The organism is Variovorax sp. 10N412, from assembly GCF_056394985.1.
The window spans coordinates 356,793-376,735 of the sequence record NZ_JBFTIO010000005.1 but is presented as its reverse complement, the minus strand read 5'-3'; the positions used below and the strand labels follow the sequence as shown (position 1 = coordinate 376,735).

At 59.8% G+C, this 19,943-nt stretch carries 20 protein-coding genes and 1 pseudogene; 8 read left to right on the top strand and 13 right to left on the bottom strand.

Going from position 1 to position 19,943, the window contains the following annotated elements; all coding sequences use genetic code 11:
- Positions 1-388: 388 nt before the first annotated feature.
- On the bottom strand, positions 389-1,855 hold the full coding sequence (locus tag AC1DJH_RS15830; RefSeq protein ID WP_478186294.1) for an aminotransferase-like domain-containing protein: 1,467 nt from the start codon (positions 1,853-1,855) through the stop codon (positions 389-391).
- A 364-nt stretch (positions 1,856-2,219) separates the two neighbouring features.
- On the opposite strand from AC1DJH_RS15830, the gene AC1DJH_RS15825 reads away from it, so the two are divergent.
- The gene (locus AC1DJH_RS15825; RefSeq protein ID WP_478186293.1) at positions 2,220-2,456 is read left to right on the top strand and encodes a hypothetical protein; all 237 of its coding nucleotides are present in this window, start codon (positions 2,220-2,222) and stop codon (positions 2,454-2,456) included.
- 191 nt (positions 2,457-2,647) lie between these two features.
- On the opposite strand, the gene AC1DJH_RS15820 is transcribed toward AC1DJH_RS15825, so the two are convergent.
- The 7 genes from AC1DJH_RS15820 to AC1DJH_RS15790 all read right to left on the bottom strand — a co-directional run bounded on the left by AC1DJH_RS15820 (position 2,648) and on the right by AC1DJH_RS15790 (position 10,400).
- Positions 2,648-2,986, bottom strand: a complete 339-nt coding sequence (locus AC1DJH_RS15820; protein WP_478186292.1) for a hypothetical protein — start codon at positions 2,984-2,986, stop codon at positions 2,648-2,650.
- 585 nt (positions 2,987-3,571) lie between these two features.
- Positions 3,572-4,000, bottom strand: a complete 429-nt coding sequence (locus tag AC1DJH_RS15815; RefSeq protein WP_472126215.1) for a DoxX family protein — start codon at positions 3,998-4,000, stop codon at positions 3,572-3,574.
- Positions 4,001-4,042: 42 nt separating this feature from the next.
- A complete protein-coding gene (locus AC1DJH_RS15810; RefSeq protein WP_478186291.1) occupies positions 4,043-6,292 on the bottom strand; it encodes a xanthine dehydrogenase family protein molybdopterin-binding subunit in 2,250 nt (749 codons plus the stop codon).
- Positions 6,289-6,750, bottom strand: coding sequence for a (2Fe-2S)-binding protein (locus tag AC1DJH_RS15805; RefSeq protein ID WP_307611284.1), 462 nt, complete (start codon positions 6,748-6,750; stop codon positions 6,289-6,291). The genes AC1DJH_RS15810 and AC1DJH_RS15805 overlap by 4 nt, the downstream gene beginning before the upstream one ends.
- A complete protein-coding gene (locus AC1DJH_RS15800; RefSeq protein ID WP_472126206.1) occupies positions 6,747-8,411 on the bottom strand; it encodes a GMC family oxidoreductase in 1,665 nt (554 codons plus the stop codon). Before AC1DJH_RS15800 ends, AC1DJH_RS15805 begins: the two co-directional genes overlap by 4 nt.
- A gap of 183 nt (positions 8,412-8,594) precedes the next feature.
- On the bottom strand, positions 8,595-9,419 hold the full coding sequence (locus AC1DJH_RS15795; protein ID WP_478186290.1) for a pirin family protein: 825 nt from the start codon (positions 9,417-9,419) through the stop codon (positions 8,595-8,597).
- A 63-nt stretch (positions 9,420-9,482) separates the two neighbouring features.
- On the bottom strand, positions 9,483-10,400 hold the full coding sequence (locus AC1DJH_RS15790; protein ID WP_478186289.1) for a LysR substrate-binding domain-containing protein: 918 nt from the start codon (positions 10,398-10,400) through the stop codon (positions 9,483-9,485).
- Positions 10,401-10,618: 218 nt separating this feature from the next.
- Here AC1DJH_RS15790 and AC1DJH_RS15785 point away from each other — a divergent pair, with 218 nt between their 5' ends.
- The 3 genes from AC1DJH_RS15785 (at position 10,619) to AC1DJH_RS15775 (ending at position 12,760) form a co-directional block, all read left to right on the top strand.
- Entirely contained in the window at positions 10,619-11,476 is an 858-nt protein-coding gene (locus AC1DJH_RS15785) for an SDR family NAD(P)-dependent oxidoreductase (RefSeq protein ID WP_472126198.1), read from the top strand.
- 2 nt (positions 11,477-11,478) lie between these two features.
- The gene (locus AC1DJH_RS15780; RefSeq protein WP_478186288.1) at positions 11,479-12,222 is read left to right on the top strand and encodes an SDR family NAD(P)-dependent oxidoreductase; all 744 of its coding nucleotides are present in this window, start codon (positions 11,479-11,481) and stop codon (positions 12,220-12,222) included.
- Between the two features lie 334 nt (positions 12,223-12,556).
- Positions 12,557-12,760, top strand: coding sequence for an antitoxin VbhA family protein (locus AC1DJH_RS15775; RefSeq protein ID WP_472126192.1), 204 nt, complete (start codon positions 12,557-12,559; stop codon positions 12,758-12,760).
- A gap of 77 nt (positions 12,761-12,837) precedes the next feature.
- Here AC1DJH_RS15775 and AC1DJH_RS15770 read toward each other — a convergent pair whose 3' ends face one another.
- Entirely contained in the window at positions 12,838-13,062 is a 225-nt protein-coding gene (locus AC1DJH_RS15770) for a hypothetical protein (protein WP_472126189.1), read from the bottom strand.
- A gap of 302 nt (positions 13,063-13,364) precedes the next feature.
- On the opposite strand from AC1DJH_RS15770, the gene AC1DJH_RS15765 reads away from it, so the two are divergent.
- From AC1DJH_RS15765 to AC1DJH_RS15755, 3 genes and pseudogenes are all read left to right on the top strand, one after another.
- Complete coding sequence (locus tag AC1DJH_RS15765; RefSeq protein ID WP_478186287.1) at positions 13,365-13,541, top strand: hypothetical protein; 177 nt, start codon at positions 13,365-13,367, stop codon at positions 13,539-13,541.
- A gap of 2 nt (positions 13,542-13,543) precedes the next feature.
- A complete protein-coding gene (locus AC1DJH_RS15760; RefSeq protein WP_478186286.1) occupies positions 13,544-13,804 on the top strand; it encodes a LexA family protein in 261 nt (86 codons plus the stop codon).
- A gap of 32 nt (positions 13,805-13,836) precedes the next feature.
- A pseudogene (locus tag AC1DJH_RS15755) lies at positions 13,837-15,135 on the top strand (Y-family DNA polymerase).
- Between the two features lie 104 nt (positions 15,136-15,239).
- Here the strand turns inward: AC1DJH_RS15755 and AC1DJH_RS15750 are convergent.
- The 3 genes from AC1DJH_RS15750 to msuE are packed head-to-tail and all read right to left on the bottom strand — an operon-like array spanning position 15,240 to position 17,990.
- The gene (locus AC1DJH_RS15750; RefSeq protein ID WP_236749287.1) at positions 15,240-16,352 is read right to left on the bottom strand and encodes a methionine synthase; all 1,113 of its coding nucleotides are present in this window, start codon (positions 16,350-16,352) and stop codon (positions 15,240-15,242) included.
- A 28-nt stretch (positions 16,353-16,380) separates the two neighbouring features.
- A complete protein-coding gene (locus AC1DJH_RS15745; protein ID WP_478186285.1) occupies positions 16,381-17,364 on the bottom strand; it encodes a DUF1852 domain-containing protein in 984 nt (327 codons plus the stop codon).
- Positions 17,365-17,408: 44 nt separating this feature from the next.
- Positions 17,409-17,990 (bottom strand): FMN reductase, encoded by a 582-nt coding sequence (msuE, locus tag AC1DJH_RS15740; RefSeq protein WP_086914295.1) that lies wholly within the window; start codon positions 17,988-17,990, stop codon positions 17,409-17,411.
- 123 nt (positions 17,991-18,113) lie between these two features.
- Here msuE and AC1DJH_RS15735 point away from each other — a divergent pair, with 123 nt between their 5' ends.
- Positions 18,114-19,031 carry a LysR family transcriptional regulator gene (locus tag AC1DJH_RS15735; RefSeq protein ID WP_478186284.1) on the top strand — a complete coding sequence of 306 codons (918 nt, stop codon included), beginning with the start codon at positions 18,114-18,116 and terminating at the stop codon, positions 19,029-19,031.
- 40 nt (positions 19,032-19,071) lie between these two features.
- Here the strand turns inward: AC1DJH_RS15735 and AC1DJH_RS15730 are convergent, their stop codons facing one another.
- The gene (locus tag AC1DJH_RS15730; protein ID WP_478186283.1) at positions 19,072-19,932 is read right to left on the bottom strand and encodes an isocitrate lyase/PEP mutase family protein; all 861 of its coding nucleotides are present in this window, start codon (positions 19,930-19,932) and stop codon (positions 19,072-19,074) included.
- Positions 19,933-19,943 lie beyond the last annotated feature (11 nt).

The following is a 19,943-nucleotide window of genomic DNA, read 5'->3' as shown; positions in this document are numbered from 1 at the left end:
AATGGAGGATGTGCTGGGCTTCGCCAACTTTGGCGGCGGGACACTGGTCTATGGGGTGGCGACCTTTGCCGAGCGAGCTAGGAAGCATTGCCGGAGAGGCTGGCTCCCGTGACGGATCCGACGGTAACCGTCGATTGGATTCAGCAAATGATCAACAGCAACTCAGCGCTACGCATCAGTGACGTGCAAGATTGTATTTTTAACATAATTAATGATGATGCGTGGGCGCGCTGGAATGAGTGTGGCAATCTAGCTATGCAATAAGGATTATGTTAAACGATTGCGACAGAAGGGCGCCGGTGCGTTCGCGGCAGCAGCCCAAAGAGGTGGCGCGCGTGACGTTGAGAGTCAGTTGAAGGCGGCGGACCTCGGTCTGCATTGTCGCAAACTAGGGTCGCGACGAACGTTCCTCGAAGATGGGTCCCGATTTTCCAGGTGTAGATTTAAGCTGCGCGTTGGCGAGATCTCCAAGACTCCTGATAGCCCCTTCCAAGCGCGGGTCGTCGAGATACCCATAGTTAATGCGCAGATGCCGGGTATATCGGCGGTCGGCTGAAAACAAATGGCCCGGCGCTACGCCTATGCCGAGCCGAAGAGCGTCCTGGTGCAGTGCGAGCGAGTCGACACCTTCTGGCAGTGCGAGCCACAGGAAATAGCCACCCTCGGGGCGCGTCACCCGCGTTCCAGTCGGAAAGTATCGATCGATAAGTCGAAAGCATGCAGCCTGCTGGCGGCTGAGCGAATGCCGCAGTGCGCGCAGGTGACGATCGAAACTCTTGTGTTGCAGGTACTCCTGCAACGCCAGTTGCGAGGGGAGCGCCGTCGCCAGCGAGCTCATCAACTTGTTCCGACCCAAACTAGCTGCAAAGCGACCGCCCGCTACCCAACCGATGCGATATCCGGGTGCCAGGGACTTCGAGAAAGAACTGCAGTGCAGCACCCAGCCAGCCCGGTCCCAGGCCTTGGCTGGTGGCGGTCTCCGAGCCCCATGCGCGAGCTCGCCGTACACGTCGTCTTCGATCAGCGGTATGGCGCGGGTGGCGAGCATGCTGACCAGTTGCTCTTTGGCTGCGTCGCTCATGGTGCAGCCCATTGGATTCTGGAAGGTCGGCATGAACCAGCAGGCCTTCACCGGATGCTGGTCGATCACGCGGGCAAGAGAGTCGAGATCTACGCCTGTGCGCGGGTGGGTCTCAACCTCGACCGCGCGAAGACCGCGCCGCTCCAGTGCCTGCAACGCACCATAAAAGGTTGGCGTTTCGATCGCCACGACGTCGCCTGGCTGCGTCACCGATTCGAGCGCAAGATTGAGTGCTTCCATCGCCCCGCTGGTGATGACCAGTTCCGACGCAGGAACATCCATCCCGACGCTGCCGTAACGGAGGGAGATCTGATGGCGTAATAGGGCGTTTCCGGGTGACAAATCCTCGACGGTCTGCCAAGGATCCATCCGCTTGAGCGCTCGCGTGAGGCCGGCGGCAAGTTGCTCGAAGGGAAACAGCTCTGGCGACGGAAAGGCCGAACCGAGCGGGACCATGTCGCGCTCGCGAGCCTGCGCAAGGACCTGAAAGACAAGCGACGAGACGTCGACCGACATGGACCGGAGGACAGGCTCGCTGGCGGCGAGTTCGTTGGCCGACGTTTCCGCGCCCGCTCGAACAAAGTATCCCGACCGCTGCCGCGCTTCGACAAGCCCTTGCGCCTCCAGCAGGTAGTAAGCAGAGAACACGGTGGACGCACTGATGCCCATTTGCGACTTCAGTTCGCGTACGGAGGGAAGGCGATCGTTCGCTTTCAGGCTACCCGCGCGAATGCGCTGAGCGAAGTTGTCAGCGAGCTTCTCGTAGCGGTTCATGGGCATCTCCTTCTGATACGGTCGTTCGGGACTGCTCCCAAGATTGTCATATCAGACGTTGGCGTGCCCCGGAGCGACTATCGGCCTCTCCGCATCTGATACGGAAATTTTCAGCCGATCTGGTTCTGTACGTATCAGCCTGGAAGATGAACACTCGACAGCACGATGAGAGTGCTTCTGTGGTGCCGGCAGACGGCTCCGTCTTGCGACCCAGGTCTTGCGTGCATTTTGAGGCGCCCCGCGCACGACCATTTAGCCACCACAACTGTTTTGTTCGATCGGTTCTCCACTTCTTATCGGGCTATTGAACTACTCGCCGCACTCGGGCAATTCGCCGTCTGTCACGATTAATACTCTTTAAATCATGAATTCAATCCCTATCTCTTTTGTTATTTTCAAGGTCCTCGTGCTCAGCGTCGGCATGTATTTGGCCGTCAAGTGGCATTACGATCGAGGTCAGAAAGACAAGAATCAAAAGACAGCTGCAGTGTTGCTGACATCCATTAAGGTGGGCGCGGCGTTCGTCGCTTCTGCGTTCTTTGTGCTGTTCCTCACCTTTGAATTTTGCAGCAGGATGGGTCTTGACCTAACCATGCGGTGATTGAAATTTTTCGGTCGATAGCCCGAATACAGTGCAACTAAAGGCACTAGCCTTTCAGAGACGGACCTCGACACGACGGCGCGGTATTTGCCTAGCTTGCCGACGTGCGAGGCGCGAGCTTAGACAGCTTTCTAAAGTACCTCCAGATACCTTTTAAGCCGTAAACAGATTTACGAAAAATCCAAGATGCTTCACAACATCAAAGTGGTCAGCATGAAGCTTCGATAATTGCATAATTGGGTAACATAACTAACGATGGCCAAACTTGGTTCAAACTCTAGCGGAAGAGATCTCGTTTGATTTGATGCATTGAGATACTCCACGGCGTATTGCCGGACGGTACGGTCGACTGGCCAAACTGCACCGCCGTCCAACTGTTTCGCCGACAGGAAGAGCAAACGGCTCCAGGGCAGATCACCCGGCTCGACATTGCGCTGGAGGCGATACGGATTTCCCACCCCGAGCACCGGCCGTGGAAGTACCTCTGCAAGATCTGGCGAGAACTCCTGAAACGGTCCGGGCAGTTTCACGTTCGCTATGAAAAAGGAACCGGTGAGCAGCAGGGCATTACTTGGTACCGGAGCTTGATCTCAGCGAGCTCCTCGGGGCGCCGGCATAGTCGGTGCAACGATGGACGCTCAGCCCCTCAGCCAATTCACCGGGGGGCGGGAGGCAACGCCGACCAGTTCGCTGGTTGCTGCTGGCGACATAGTGAGCGGTCAGAATCTCGTAAATTCTATGTGCAACAACGACTTACGTAGATTTCGACCGAATTGCTACCAATAATTTTCGGACAAGAACTCGTAAATTTGCTCTAGATCAACGTTTCGGACTGAGCTTCAGCTGCTTCTGCTGACGCCCCAACTTCATCTGCAACTAACGTTTTCTTCGTTTTACGAAGGTGCCGCATTACGGTTTGGCGCGGCGTTTGGTCACCCGCTTTAGACTGATTGCTGCCGCTTGTCTGCGGCCGGCGAACGTCGGCTAAAGGGAACTTTGCCGCCATGAACAAGGACGACGTTCAACAAAGCTCTTGCAGAGCATGAGGACGAAGCTACGCATAGCTGGTAGGCGTGAACACCCTGCGCAGCCCGCAGATTTCGGCGGCCGAAACTTCAGCAACTGGAAGCGCGGATTAAGGCCTCCTCAGGCCACCACACGGAATTAGGTTCCTTCTCATTCGTCCATACCGCAAGCGTTAGAAAGCCGCCTGCAATCGCCAAGTTCTTCAGAAAGTTGTTCAGCTGCGCGTCGTACTGTGCAGCTCCGGCGTTCCAGAAGTCATGCGCAATGACCGCGGTTCCCAAACAGAAGAGGCCAAGGACTGGTATGACCCAACGCAGCTTCCAGCCCATGATCAAGGAAACCCCGCAGACAAGTTCAAGGGTAATCGTTGCAGGCAAGACAATCTGTGGCATCGGAAGTCCAAGACTTCCGAAGTAACCAAGAACGAAGTCGTAGTGCAGGACTTTTCGAACTCCGGCCACGATGAAGAGCAGGGCCACGAGCGATCGGGCGAGAAGGTTTAAGCGAAGATGAAGCATTAGGTACAGGTTCTACAAATGTGGAGGTGGGTTCGAAACAGCTCAGCCTGCGGGCAGGCGAGCTTTCGCGAAGGCCGCTTTGACCATGTCGGGGTTCATTGGCAGGTCTCGGATCCGCAGACCGGTTGCGTTGGTGAACGCATTGGCGATGGCCGCAGCGGTTGGTCCGGAGGACGCTTCGCCACCACCCACGCTGGGCAGTTCGGGACGGTCGAGCAGTACAACCTCGATCTTCGGAATGTCAGGGAAGCGCATGACCTGGTAAGTGGACCAGTCGCGCGTCAGTATTTCGTGATCGTCGAAACGGACGGCCTCCTTCAAGGTCCATCCCATTGCCTGAATGGCGCCGCCCTCGATCTGGCTGGTCAGCCCATCCGGGTTGATGATCAGTCCCACATCCGCAGCGATGAACAGCCGGTCAACACGAATGTCTCCGCTGACAGCGTCGACAACCACATCGGCGACCACGGCGGCGTACGCGCCGATGTTCTTGTACCGGGCGAATGCCACGCCGCGTCCTACGCCGTTCTTCTTGGACAGCTTTGATTCCTTTGACCAGCCCGCCTTCTCGATCGCGGCCTGAATCACCGCTCGCGCCCGCGAGTCTCCGAGGTGCCGCAGCCGAAATTCAGCGGCATCGGCCCCCGCCGCAAGCGCCAGCTCGTCGACAAAGCTCTCGATGGAGAACACGTTCAGGTGGGTGCCCAAGGTCCGGAGCGAACCGTTGCGGATCGGTGTTGCCATCAGAAGATGGTTGACCGATTTGAAGCGCTCGAACGCGTAGAGAGGGACAGCGTTTCGATCCCCATCGCCATAGGGTTGCGCGATGCGAAGAGGCGGCGACGGCATCGCCCCCTTTTCCATCTGCCACGCAGCGAGCAGATTGATCCCCCCCGGCTGGCCAGGACGCATCGCATGCGAGTTGCTCCAGACCTCATGGACCCAATCCACGATTCGCCCATCGTCGGACAGCGTCGCCTGCAGTTCCGTTGCCATGGCAGGCCCGAAGGGCGGGCATGAGAACTCGTCCTCGCGCATCCATTGAACTTTGACCGGATGGCCGTCGACTGCGCGCGCGAGCAGCGCGGCGTCGAAGGCCGCGTCGTCGGCGCCGTTCTGGCCGTAGCAGCCCGCACTCGGTGTGTGAATGGTGTCGACCGAGGTGACCGGCATGCCGAGCGCCTTGGCGATGTCGCCTCGCAGCGGAAACGCCCCTTGTGTGTGCGACCACACCGTCAGGTGCCCCTCCCGCAGCCATGCAACCCCACATGAAGGTGCAAGTGAGCCCTGCGACAGGTAGGGACGGCTGAACGTCGACTTAATACGTCGTCCGGTTGGAGCAGCCGTCGCTTGCCCCTTTTCACCGACAACACTCACCTCTTCTGGCCAGGATTTCAGAGCCGGGACAAGCTGCTGATCGTTCGGAAGCGCGGGGCCGCTCTGATCCCAGATTGCCGCTTTTGCCAGGGCATCCCGAGCGGCGATGGCTTGCTCCTCTCTTCGAGCCACCACCCCAAGAAAGGAGCCTTCGCGAACGACCGCCACGACCCCGGGCATTTTGCGAACAGCCGACTCGTCGATCCGCAGAAGCTTCGCCCGATAGCGTCGGGGCCGGACAACGCGCCCAAAGAGCATGCCCGGCAAGCGAAGGTCTTGGATGAATGCTTGCCCGCCTGTCAGCTTGGGCAACAGGTCGATCCGCTGCACCGATTGACCAACGATTTTGTAGAGCTCCGCAGGCTTGAGGGCAACGTCCGCGGAGACCTGGATGGCCAGGAGATCGGCCTTTCCGGCGGCCAGCTCCCAGTAGGTCAGTTGCCTGCCATTGAGCCCGGTCACCACGCCTGCAGCGACCGTCAAATCCTCGAGCCTGGCATCCAGCCGCGAAGCAGCCGCCATCATCAACCTGTGTCGCGCTTGTGCAGCGGCCACTCGGATGGCCGCTCCGCTCTGTTCGACGGACTGGCTGCCGTAGGTGTACCCCTCGTCCGGGCTGCGGGTGGTGTCAGCTGAAACGACGCGCAGGACGTCAAAGCTCACATCAAGTTCCTCAGCAGCGATCTGAGCGAGCGCTGTGAGGATGCCCTGACCCAACTCGACCTTGCCGGTGAACAGCGTGATGGTGCCAGCCGCGTCAACACGAATCCATCCGTCGAGCGCACGATTGAACTTCAGACTGCCGGTGGGCTCGGGGACGCCCTGCGCGAAAGCGGACACCGGACCGAGCGAGATCGTCGTCACGATGGCACCGACGCCGCCAAGAAATCCGCGCCTGGAAACAGCGGTGCTCATGACGACATTTCCTTGGCCGCCCGCTGGACTGCCCGGACGATACGGTTGTGTGCGCCACATCGGCACAGCGTCGACGCCAGGGACTCCCTGATGTCAGCCTCGGTGGGGTGTGGCTTCCTGTCGAGCAACGCCTTGGCCGCCATCAACATGCCGCTGGTGCAGTATCCGCACTGTGCTGCCTGTTCGTCACGAAACGCTGCTTGAAGCGGGTGCAGGCGATCGCCATCGGCGAGCGATTCGACCGTCGAGATCTTCTGCTTGCCGACCGCATCCAACGGGTACACGCACGATCGCACGACGCTGTCGCCGACGAAAACGGAACAGGAGCCGCATTGGCCCAGTCCACAACCGAACTTCGGGCCATTCAGTCCCAGATCGTTGCGCAAGATGTAGAGCAAGGGCGTGCTCCCCTCGGCTGCGACTTGATAGAGCCGACCGTTCACATCGAGAGATGTCATGAATTCCTAAAGATCAGAGAAGGCGACTTGACCAAATGAGCGCTGATGCGCTCGGCCAGCATGATGGTGGTGAGGTTGGTCGCCACCGAAGGGATGTCAGGAAAGATGGACGCGTCGACGACGCGCAGCGCTGCGATGCCGAACACCGCGCCCGATGCGTTGACCACCGCGCCTTTGTCGCTTTCCAATCCCATCGGGACGCTCGACGTGGGGTGTTGGTAGCCGGCGACGTTGGCGACGATGTTCTGCCGCAAAGTCTTGCCATCGCGTACGGTGCCATCCGGTGTCATTTCGTGATCGACCAAGCCTGTGAATGGCGCACTCCGGCCAATTTCGCGTGACAGTTGAACGGCCTCTACCATGCGGTCCAGGTCGGTCTCCTGCTCGAAAAAGTTGTAGCGGATCAGCGGCGCGGCGCGCGGGTCGCGACTGGTGAGGCGCAAGCTACCGTTGGATTGCGGCAAGGTCACAGCGCAGGCAAGCACGATGGCGGCGCCTGTCGGACTTGCCTTCGGATCGATCAGATGCGTGCCGGAGATGTGCAGATCCAAATCGTCCGTTGCGGCCTGCTGCGAGCGTGTCCAGACAATCGCGCCAGCGGCTGGCGTCATCGCAAGAGCCGGCGCCTTGAGCGCGTACACGTTGAAGAAGAACGGATGTTCCTGCAGACGCTTGCCAACGGGCAAGTCAGCCAGGGTCGCGATCCCCAACTCGTTCAAATGATCCGTCGGCCCAACACCAGATCTCATCAGGATGGCGGGGCTGCCGAGCGTGCCGGCAGACAGAATCACTTCGCCTGAGAGGATGGTTTCTCTCCCAACCAGCCGCACGCCGTTGGCGCGACCGTTCTCGATCAGCACGCAATCGACTTCAGCGCCGCCCCGGATCGTCAGATTCGAGCGGGCACGCACGTCTGCGGTCAGGTAGGCCATGCCCGTGTTGATGCGAACCCCATCGATCACGTTCAGCGGGTATGGACCCACTCCATGCTGCTGGCCGCCGTTGAAGTCGGCGACATGTGGCAACCCGACCTTTTCAGCAGCCGACACGAACGCGCGCATCGCCGGCGTGTTCTCCTCGGCGGTACGCTGACGGACAGGGAACGGACCGCTTCGTCCATGCCAAGGCTCGTCGCCCCATGCCGTGTTTTCCATCGCCCGGTAGGCACTCAGCACTTCTGGCCATGCCCATCCTTCAATCCCTCGCTTGGCCCAGCGCGCAAAGTCTGCCGGCCTGGCTCGCATCGCGACCGCAGCGTTCACTGCCGAGCTGCCGCCAATCACCCGCCCTCTGGGGATGTCGATGTCGTGCCCCAGCCGGGCCGCATCGCTGCTGTGATAGTGCCAGTCGTGCTCCGGAGAGCCAGCGACGAGGTTGGCGTTCTTGAGTAGATCTGGATAGCGGCCGGGAGCGTAATCGGGGCCGGCGTCCAGCAGTAGAACGCGTCGGTGGGCCTCGGCACTCAGACGCGCAGCGAGGACGGCGCCGGCAGAGCCGCCTCCAACGATCACGACGTCGTAGCGCTGAGTGGCTTGGAGCGCAGTCGTGGTGGTGGTGATTTGGGGTGATTCGGATTTGGCGGCAAGAGCCGATCCGCCTCCTGCCAAAGCTGCCAGCGCGCTCTGAGCCATTAAATGGCGGCGCGTCATCGCAAAAGTCATGGGTACTCCGGAAACAGGCGCCTGTCTGCGCTCAAGAACAGCCGTTAGAACAAGCGGCCTTGGTTCATGTTAGGGAGCGCAATACCGGCCAGCAAGATGGCCTTTCCGGAACCTGTGTCCAATGATTTGGACTTTCTGCGATCCAAGACCCCAGCGTTGTCTGACGCAATGCGCGGGTTCTTTTTATCCAGGCGGGTGACTCACAGAAAGAATTACGCAGTGAGCTAGAACGTCGGGAACTAAAACCACGTTCATTTGCGCGCCAGCGCTGAGTGTTATGAGTTGCCCTGCTTCCAGGGCACGGTTGTCTTCTGCGCTCACCACCTGAAGATGGCCGGAGACGACATAGATCCATGCTTTGCGATCACGCCTTAGCCCGAACTCATAGGTTGCGGCAGCACAGATGACGACATCGAGAAGTTCAACATCATCATTCTTCGAATTGACGTTGCTTCCGAGTTCATCTGTGCATGGCACAATCCGTATTCGGTGGCTAGTGTTTGCTATTACAGGCACCTCCGAATTCCGCGTGCAGCACGCATGTGCGAGTGTGCCGACCGATTTGGAAGAAGATTTAATAAAAATCTGCAATCCATGGATCGATGCTCCATCGCTTGGCGTTTGTTCGTGCACCACACTGGCACCTGAAGCGAGGCTGTAGACGTCCCCTGCCTCAAGAGCAACGGCGCCTCTGGTGGTATCCCGATTGACGAGATTGCCGCGCGAGTCCTCAAATAACATTGTGAGGATTCGAAGATCTTTATGAAGATGCGGGGCGAACGTCGATTTCGTCATGACGAAATGACTCAACATCGAAATGACGCCGTCTTTTTTGTCAAAGGAATCTTCGACAAAGTGTAGAGACGTGAAGCCAGTCCCGACGGTCCGGATGGCTCCAGCAACGACTGGCCCCAGTCTGCTTACATTTGCATCAGTCGCTTTGCCCTTAGCACTCTTACCCATCTCTGCCCCCAAACCCTGATTTTCTGAGCAGAACTTAGTGCGCAACTCGCCGTTTGGGAAGCCATCCAGTGGGCAACCATGCGTCCAACGGATGGGACGACGGACTTGTTAGGCTAGAACGATCTTTGGAAATTCTGCAGCGAGATGATCCAAAAAGACCCGCACCGAAGGCAACAATCCCTTGCGAGACGGAACCAAGGCAGTGATCGTCGCATCTCGTGCAATCCACTCGGGCAGTACTCGTATCAGTTCGCCTCTCAGCACCGCTGCTCTGGCAATGTATCCCGGCAACGCAACGATGCCCAGGCCCTGAATGGCTGCCTGCTGCAAGCTCAACATGTCATCGCTTTGCAGTCTGGGTGCAATGGGTATCACGACCTCTTCCAATTGAAGCGTTGCATGACGCAATCTCCAATGGTGCGAAGCATTTGCCCGGGCGAAGAAAACCGACGAATGCATGCCCAGCTGCAGTGGCGTCTCCGGGATTCCATTTTCGGCAACGTAATTCGACCCTGCAAATAGAAACCAGGGTGCTGGTGACAAAGTCCTCTGGATCAGGTCTGCGTCCGGCAAAGGATCGGAATGAGCACGTATTGCCACATCGTAGTTTTCCCCGACGATGTCTACGGTGCGGTCCGCAGCGTGGGCGACGATGCTCACCTTCGAATAACGGGTTAGAAACTCGGCGATCATTCCCGACATGGCGAAATGCATTGTGGCCAAACCCGCCGTGCAGCGTATGGTTCCCACAGGCTCGGCCAGCCGAACTCGTACGGACATTTCGGCTAACTCTGCCTCTCGCAATGTCGATACTGCATGGCGGTAAAACTCGCTGCCAGCCTCGGTCATGCCAAACCGTCGCGACGTTCGGCTTAGCAGGCGCACTCCTAGGTCACTCTCCAATTGCTGCATTCGATGGCTTAGGGTTGATTTCGGCATTCCCAAACTATTGCCGGCAGCAGTGAATCCTCCTCTATCAACAACGTTGACGAAGATGAAGAAATCGTTGAGATCTAAACGGCGCACGTAAATCCAGTTGCCTCAGGTGGAAGGCGCTATTGAGCTGACGCTGCAGCCAGAGCGGGTTGGCGCAGCCTCGCCAAGCCTATCGATGGAATTGGCCGATCATGATCCAACTGTGTGGACGATGCGTCTCACAATTACGGCTTGTTGGCCGAAGTTCGAAATCCTAGGATTCTCGCTGGCTCCCGCCATCTTGCGGGACTCGAATCAAGGAAAAGAGAATGAAATCAGTCAGCGGAAAAGTGGTTCTGGTCACCGGTGCTTCGTCGGGTTTGGGGCATGAACTGGCGCATCAACTTCTGGAAAAAGGGGCCCTGGTCGCCGCCACTTTCCGTAAGCAAGCGGAAGTCGACGCCTACAACGCCAAGCATGAGAAACAGGGTCTCGGTGTCCTCGCAGACGTTACCGATGATGCGGCAGTGAAGGCGGGTGTCGCCCAGGTGTTGGCCCGGTTCGGTCGCATCGACATCGTCGCGAACTGCGCTGGCGCCGGCATCATTGGCGCAGTGGAGGAATTCTCGGACGCTGAGGCTCGCCGGGTTTTCGACCTCAACTTCTTCGGTGGCCTCAACGTGATCCGGGCTGTCACACCAGCGATGCGCCAGCAGGGCTCTGGGCATGTCATCCAGTTCTCTGCCATCGGTGGATTTATCGGTTTCCCGGGCATGGGCGTGTATTCCGCAGCCAAAGGCGCAACCGACATTCTTGGCGAGGCACTGGCAGCCGAGCTCGCGCCGTTTGGCGTTGCAGTGACCGTCTTGACCATCGGGATTTTCGAAACCCAGTTCGCGGGGCGCTCGCTGGCTTTCGCTGCGAACAAGATCGAGGCTTACGAGAACACGCCTGCGGGCAAATTCCGCGGGGCGATCGGCAACCTGCAGGGCAAGCAGCCCAATGTTCCTGAGAAGGGTGCAGCGGCCATCATCAAATTGATGGAGGCCGATCATCCTCCCGTGCATGCAGCCCTCGGCGCCGACGCCATGGGCGGGATGCGCCGGAAGATGGCAAGCGTCGAGCAGGAACTGGCGTTGTGGGAAGCGAATGCGTCCTCCACCGCCCGCAACGCCGAAGGAGCCTGATCATGCGCATGACCAACAAGGTGGTACTGGTCACGGGCGCTTCGCGCGGACTTGGACTCAGCCTCGCGCGCCGCTTTGCGAGGGAAGGCGCGGCGGTGGCGCTGACCTACAACAGCGACGCGGAATCTGCAGCCCGGAATGTGCAAGCACTCGTCGCCGAAGGCGCACAGGCAATGGCCGTTGGTGGCGATGTCGGCGACCCTGAAGCAGTCAACGCGATGTTTGCCGAGGTGTTGGCACGGTTCGGCCGTATCGATGTAGTGATCGCGAACGCGGGGCGAGAGTTGATCGACACGCCGATCACGGAGATCGACAACGCGATGTTCGAATCGGTGACCAAGACCAACGTCTACGGCACGTTCTTTACTCTGAGAGAGAGTGCGCGTCACGTGCAAGATGGTGGACGGATCATCGTGATCTCATCGACTACGACCATCGTGCCCAACGCCGGCTTCACCGCCTATGCGGGCAGCAAAGCCGCTGGCCGGCTCTACGTCGAATGTCTGGCGCAAGAGCTGGGCAACCGCAACATCACGGTCAACGGCGTGGTTCCCGGACCACTGCGTGACGCCGGCGTCATCGCCAAGCTTCAGGAAAGCGACTACCAGGCATTGGCAAGTCTGTCTCCGTTCGGGCGCATCGGATCGATTGCCGACGTGGAGGGGGCCGTGCTGTTCCTCGCCAGCGACGATGCGCAGTGGATTTCCGGGCATCACCTGGTGGTGAACGGCGCGGCAAAGGTCTGATTTCGATCAAGTGATGACGGACTTCCGAAATCAGTACCGTCCGTCATCGGCACGCCTTGGCATTGCTTCCAAATCAACCTTCGCGCGAAGCGAAGGGCGGTCAGGGTGTATGAGGCATCGACAAGACTTTGATGAAATTCGAATAGCGGGCTGCGCGCATCTATGAGCGGGACCGCCATCGGGTGGCTGGGTAAATAGTCCGCGCGCTGGCAAGGTCCGCTTCTGCGGATTGCGGAAGTTCGGCGCTCCGGCCCGGACGACCGCAACCGCTGCAAAGCTGCCTCACGAACGCGTATCGTATGAAACTTGGCAACATTCGATGTGAAGGTTTCCCATGACGAACAGCCCAACTTCCAAAGTTGACAATTTTGCCGAGGCGTGCCTCAAGCGAAAGGATGCAGTGGACTTTGCGCGCGCCTCTCTCGGTCTATCAGGTTTCAAGATAACTGCAGAACACGAAGCTCATGCGCAACGCTTTGTCGATGGCGAGATAAGCTTGGAAGAGTTCGTGGGTACACCCGACAAGTCGCGCAAGTAATCGAATCAGACTTCAAGTCACCAGTCGGTACCTGACGACGGATGGTGGACGGGCTAAATGCTGTCATCTGGCTCAATTTAGCTGAACAGATCATAGAACTCTGCCACATCACTCGTGGCAGTCAGCGCCTGAAGCGGGAAAGTTTTCCAAGGTTCTTTGACCTTCATCGTGGCCAGACGAACGAGGAGGGCATCACGCATGTCCGGCTTGACTTCCTGGCGCCAGTTCAGAACCTGTCCCCAAGTGGAACTGCCGTGCAGATGCAGGGGAATGACACAGGTCCAAAAAGCTGGCGCGGCCACGACTCGGTGTTGCGCCGGTCGATCTTCCAGACGCCTTCAGTCTCGCGGTCGGTGGAGCTGATGTACCGGGTGCACATGGCTCGCATGCTACCTGCTTGAGCCATTCTCTGGCCGCCTCCTCAGGGGCAAGGACGCGGAGGTGATCGTCATGCCACAGCTCGCTGGCCACGGCCTGGAGTTCGGACTTTTCCACCATTCGCCAGCGCTGCTGCAGGCGATCGGCGCAGGCGACGATCCAAGTTTCGGCGCTCATTTCGACGGTCGGGGAGTTCATGATGGAATGCTAGCCATATACTGGATGGATGTACAGTATTCCGCCATTGGCTTCATGGGCCAGCGTCGAGCCCATCGCGCTGCCTCTGCCCGTGGTCGAAGGCAATCTGCGCGCCGGTTTCCCGTCCCCGGCCGATGACTTCGCGGTCAAGCGCCAGGACCTGAACGATCTGCTCATCACGCACCCGCTGGCCACCTTCTACTGAAGGTGAGCGGTCAGTCGATGATCGAGGCCGGCATCGGCGACGGCGACCTGCTCGTGGTGAACCGGGCCATCACGCCGGTGCACCGGCACATCGTGGTTGCCCAGGTCGATGGCGATTTCACGGTGAAGTACCTCTACAAGCGCAGCGGCCGCATCAAGCTCACGACGGCCAACCCGACCTTCCCGGAGATTACCTTCAAGGAAGGGCAGCAGCTCATCATTTGCGGCGTCGTGACTGCCGCCATCAAGCGCTTCGTGAAGTAGCTGTTCGGATTTCGGAACTCGGGAAATCCGTCATGTACGCGCTGGTCGACGGCAACAACTTCTACGTGTCGTGCGAGCGCGTGTTCCGCCCGAGCCTTCTGGGCCGGCCCGTCATCGTCCTGAGCAACAACGACGGCTGCGCGATCGCGCGCAGCAACGAGGCCAAGGCGCTGGGCATCGCCATGGGCGCGCCTTGGCACCTGATCCAGCAGTCGCTGCCGGATTCGGGGGTGGTGGCGCTCAGCGCCAACTTCACGCTCTACGGTGACATGAGCAACCGGATGATGGCGATTGCCGCGGGCCTCGGCCCCGAGCAGGAGATCTACAGCATTGACGAGTCGTTCATCGACTTGAGCGCGATGGGCGGCGACCTGGTTGCGCGCAGCCACAAGGTGCGCGAGCGCATCCTGCAGTGGATCGGCATTCCGGTGGGCATCGGCATCGGCGCCACCAAGACCCTTGCCAAGCTCGCGAACCACATCGCCAAGACGGCGGATCGAAAGCCGGGAAGCTACCCGATGGAACTGGCGCGCGTCTGCAACTTCAGCGCCTTGCCGGCAAGCGATCTCGAAGCGGTCTTCTCCGCCACCGACCTCGGCGAGGTCTAGGGCATCGGTCGGCGAGTTGGCGCGCAGTTGAAGGAGGCAGGTCTGAACTCCGTCCTCGATGTGGTCCGGCTCGATCCGGCGATGGTGCGAGGACGTTGGTCGGTGGTGCTGGAGCGCACGGTGCGGGAGCTGCAGGGGCAGGCTTGCGTAGGCTTCGAGGATGCGCCGCCTTCCAAGAAGGAGATCGCCTGCACGCGCAGCTTCGGCCAGCCGGTGACGGAACTCAAAGACCTGATCGAAGCGGTGAGCCAGTTCGCCAGCCGTGCGGCCGAGAAGCTGAGAAAGCAGGGCAGCCATGCGGTGCAGGTGCTGGCCTTCATTCACACGAGTCCGTTCCGGCGTCAGGACAGGCAGTACTCGCGTTCGATCACGGTGCCGTTGCGACGACCTACTGCGGACACGGCCTTGCTGGTGCAGGCCGCGGCGCAGGCCGTCAAGACTGCCTTCCGGCCTGGCTTCAACTACGCGAAGGCGGGCGTGATGCTGCTCGACCTGCAGGATGCCTCCGTGCATCAGGGGGAACTGGCGCTGGATGAGGAAGCACCGGACCGTAGTGCGCTGATGGCCACGATGGATCGGCTCAATGACCGGTATGGACGCGGTGCCGTCTCGCTGGCGAGTACCGGGCAATCCGATGGCCAGCGGGTTTGGCGGATGAAGCAGTCACTCAAGACGCCGGAGTACACGACGCGCTGGGCGGATGTGCCACGGGTGTTGGCTTAGCAGGTCACCGCTGAAGACTGCTTTGCAGCGTCTGCAGTCGTCTAACGAAAATCGGCGGACGCCCGCTTCCGGCCCCACTACGGTCAGTGAACAAGTTGCATCAATCAGGCTATTGTCAGCCGTTCCCGGGCCAACCTTGTTCCCTCTGCGAGCGCCTGCAGCTTGCGCCACGCTACATCCCGTCCCATCGGCGCCAGCCCGCAATTCGTGCATGGGAATAGGCGCTCCTTGGGCACGAATTCCAGCGCCCGACCGATGGTGTCGGCCACCTCCTCTGGGGTTTCCACCACGTCGCTGGCCACATCGATCACGCCCACCATCACGTCCTTGCCGGCCAGCAGCTTCATGAGATCGGGGGGCACGTGGGAGTGGATGCATTCCAGGCTCACTTGGTCGATGCTGCTTTTAGCCAGCGCAGGGAACACCGTCTCGTACTGGCGCCATTCCTCGCCCAGCGTGCTTTTCCAGTCGGTGTTGGCCTTGATGCCGTAGCCGTAGCAGATGTGCACTGCCGTCGTGCAGGTGAGGCCTTGTGCTGCACGCTCGAGCGCCTTCACACCCCAGTCGGCGGCATCCTTCATGTAGACGTTGAAGGCGGGTTCGTCAAATTGAATGATGTCAACACCGTCGGCCTGCAGCGCGAGGGCCTCCTGGTTGAGCAGTTCGGCAAACGCGAAAGCCATCTTGACCTTGTCGCCGTAGAAACGGTCCGCCACGGTGTCGACGATGGTCATCGGTCCGGGCAGGGTGAACTTCAGCTTCTTCCTCGTATGCGCGCGCGCCAGCTGTGCTTCGAAGGCATGCACGCGGCCTTTGAGGCGCAACGCGGAGACGACCTGCGGCACCATCGCGTCGTAGCGGTTGTCGCGGATGCCCATCTTCACCTTGTGCTCGAAATCGATGCCATCGACCTGTTCGAGGAAGCCGTGCACGAAGTGCTGCCGCGATTGCTCGCCGTCGCCCACGATGTCCAGACCCGCGTCTTCCTGCGCCTTGATCCACAGCAAGGTGGCGTCGGCCTTCGCTTGGCGCAGTGCATCGCCTTCGGCCATCCATTGCGGCCAGAGTTTGTTGGTTTCCGCCAGCCAAGCCGGCTTCGGCAGGCTCCCGGCAACAGAGGATTCAAAGAGCTGCGCGACACCGTTTGAACGCGGATGGCTCGACGCAGGGAAGACCGAGCTGGAGGGGAGCTGCGTGGCAGGCAAAGAATTCTTCATGAATGCGATTTGGATGTTGTTGGATTGGTCAGTGCGCGAAATCAGCAGCCCATTCCTCGAGAACGTTCTTGTACGGCTTGATGAAATTTTCCTCCGTGAACTTGCCTTGTTTCACTGCCAGCTGGCCCCGTTCCTCTCGGTCGTAGACGATGCGGGTCAATGAGTAGTCCAAGTTTCTAAGGCTGGGTTGAAAGAAACTTCCTGCTGCGGAATTGGCGTTGTAGATCTCGGGCCGATAGATTTTCTGAAACGTCTCCATGGTGCTGATGGTGCCGATGAGCTCGAGGTCGGTGTAGTCCCCCAGCAGATCGCCGACAAAGTAGAAAGCCAACGGCGCGACGCTGTCTGGCGGCATAAAGAAGCGAACCCGCATACCCATCTTCTCGAAGTATCGGTCGGTCGGGGAAAGCTCGTTCTGCCGGTATTCGGCGCCCAGGACAGGATGCCGATTGCCAGACTGGTGGTAGGTCTTGCTGCTTGAGGCGCTGATGCAGATCACCGGCGGTTTGGCGAACCATTTTTTGTAGGTATCCGAGCCCAGGAAGTGCTTGAAAAGCTTCCCATGCAGGTCGCCGAAATCAGTGGGAGTACCGAACTCGGAGCTGTCGATGTTGTGCGCCGGAAGCACGACGCTGAAGTCGTAGTCGCGGAGGTAGGACGAAAAATTGTTCCCGGCAATTCCGTCAATGCGTCTGCCGGTTTGCTTGTCAACGATGTTCGGTTTCAGTATTTCAATCAGCGGGAACACGTCACTGCCGCTCCCGGCGTCCATGTTCATCTCAACGGAGATGATTTCAAGCTCGACGCCATAGCGATCTCCCGTAGGGTTGTCCCAATGCGCCAAGCTGTTGAAACGGTTGTCGATCATCTTCAGGGTGTTGCGCAAGTTCTCCTGGCGGCTGTTCCCGCGGGCCAGGTTGGCGAAGTTGGTTGTGATGCGCGTGCTGTCCGACGGCTGGTAGTTTTCATCGAACCGGATGCTCTTGATGCTGAAGGTGAAGTGTTTGCTCATGATGGTCAGGTGCGCTGGTTTTGATTCGAAGTCCGATGCTTGTGTCAGGTCGCAACCACATCCTCAGCGTGGACCGATCGTGCAAGTTTTGCCAACCCGAGAAGGGGCAAAGCCCGTTGGACTGCGAGCTGGGCTCTCTGGATCAAAGCCACGTTCTGCAGCCGGTAGTCCGAGAAATCTTGGTCGGTCGCGTAAACACCCAACGGCAACGTGCGCGCTTGAAAAAAGCTGAACAGCGGCCGCAACTGGTGGTCGATCACCAAGGCATGGCGCTCGCTGCCGCCGGTGGCAGCCAGCAAGACCGGCTTGTCGATCAGGGCGTCCTGGTGAATGAAGTCGAAGAAGTGCTTGAACAGTCCCGTGTAGGAGCCACGGTAGACCGGTGTGGCCACCACCAGGACGTCAGCTTGCTCGACCGCGGCAAGTTCGCGCTCCACCACGTCGGGCAACTGGGAGCGCCAGACCGCGCCCGCAAAGTGCGGTGCGAGCTGGCCCAGCTCGACCAAGCGTTGCTCGCACGGAATTGCGTCGGCGATCAGATCCAGCAGATGCTCCGAAAGGGCCACGGCTTTGGAGGGGCGTTGAAGTCCGCCGGAAACTGCTACTGCGCGAAGTGGACGTGTCATTTTGGTGTGGCGATCAAGGTTTCTCAAACGTCCGGCAATCACGGAAAGGTTGAATCGTAGAGTTGACGAACCGTGAAGTAAAATGGTGTTAATTCACGCATCCATGAATCTCACTCATTTGCCATGCTGGAGCGCGCTCATCTTTCCATCGTCCAAGAAGTAGACAAGCAAGGCTCACTTACCACTGCCGCAGAGGTGCTGCACCTGACGCAGTCGGCGCTGAGCCACTCGATCCGCAAGCTGGAAGCCCAGATGGGCACCGAAATCTGGCAACGCGAAGGGCGCAGCCTGCGGCTGACGCAGGCGGGGCAGTACCTGCTGGCGGTGGCCAACCGGGTGCTCCCGCAGCTGGATCTGGCCGAAGAACGCTTGCGCCAGTTTGCGCAGGGCGAGCGCGGGTCGCTGCGTATCGGCATGGAATGCCACCCCTGCTACCAATGGCTGCTGAAGGTGGTGTCGCCCTACCTGGCGAGCTGGCCCGACGTGGACGTCGACGTGAAGCAGAAATTCCAGTTCGGCGGCATTGGCGCGCTCTTCGGCTACGAGATAGACCTGCTGGTCACCCCCGACCCGCTCTACAAGCCCGGTCTGCGCTACGAACCCGTGTTCGACTACGAGCAGGTGCTCGTGGTGCCGCGCGGCCATCGCCTGGCCAACGTGCCTTACGTGAAGCCCGCACAGCTGACGCAGGAGGTGCTGGTGACGTACCCGGTTGCCACCGACCGGCTGGACATCTACAACATGTTTCTGATGCCCGCCGGCGTGACGCCCAGGCGCCACAAGTCGATCGAAACCACGGACATCATGTTGCAGATGGTCGCGAGCGACCGCGCGGTGGCTGCACTGCCACGCTGGCTGGTCGAGGAGTACGCGCAGAAGATGGACATCGTTCCTGTGCGGCTGGGTCCGCGCGGCATCGCCAAGCAGATCTTCCTGGGCGCGCGGGAAGCGGACACCGACATCGACTACCTGAAGTCCTTTGTCGAGCTCGCACGGCAATCAGGCGGCCTTGTCGACAAGGGGCAGGCCCCGGCCCTGTGACACGGCCGTGCCGCCCCGTGACCTTCCACAGGAGGCCGCATCACGTGTAGCGCTTCTCCAGCGCGTCCCACTCGGGCTTGTTGACCAGGCGTTGGCGCTCGGCAAAGGTCGCAACCAGTCCGCTGGATTCCTGCACTTCCTTCACGTCGCGCAGCACGGTCAGTGCCTTCTGCATGCCGGCCACCGCACCCTGTAGCGCGGCATTGGCATACAGCACGATGCCATAGCCCAGTTCACCCAGGTCCGTGGCATTGAAGATAGGCGTCTTGCCGCCGATCACCATGTTCATTAGTTGCGGCTTGACCAGACGCCGGGGCAGCGCGCGAATCTCATCGGGCGTGGTCACGGCCTCAACGAAGAGGATGTCCGCACCGGCCTCGGCGAATTTCTGCGCCCGTTCGACAGCGGCTTCGAACCCGTGCGTGGCGGCCGCGTCGGTGCGAGCCATGAGCAGGAGATCAGGATCTTGGCGCGCATCGACGGCTGCCTTGATCTTGCTGACGGCCTCTTCTGTGGAGATCACTTCCTTGCCCGAGAAATGGCCGCAGCGCTTCGGCGCCACTTGGTCCTCGAACTGGATGCAGTCGGCGCCGGCACGTTCGAGCGTGCGGACGGTGTGCCGCACGTTCAGTGCATTGCCGAAGCCGGTGTCGGCATCGACGATCAGCGGCACGCTGACCGCGTCGCGGATGCGCGCTGTGTGATCGGCGATGTCCGATAGGCCCATGAAGCCCTGATCAGGCATGCCGAACCACATGTTGGTGACACCGGCGCCGGTGATGTAGATCGCCTTGAATCCCAGGTCTTCGACGACCTTTGCAGACAGCGCGTTGAATGCGCCGGGAACGATCAGGCCGCGGCGGGCCTCGACGAGTGACTTGAGCTGCTTGCGGGTGGACATTCGAGTAATTC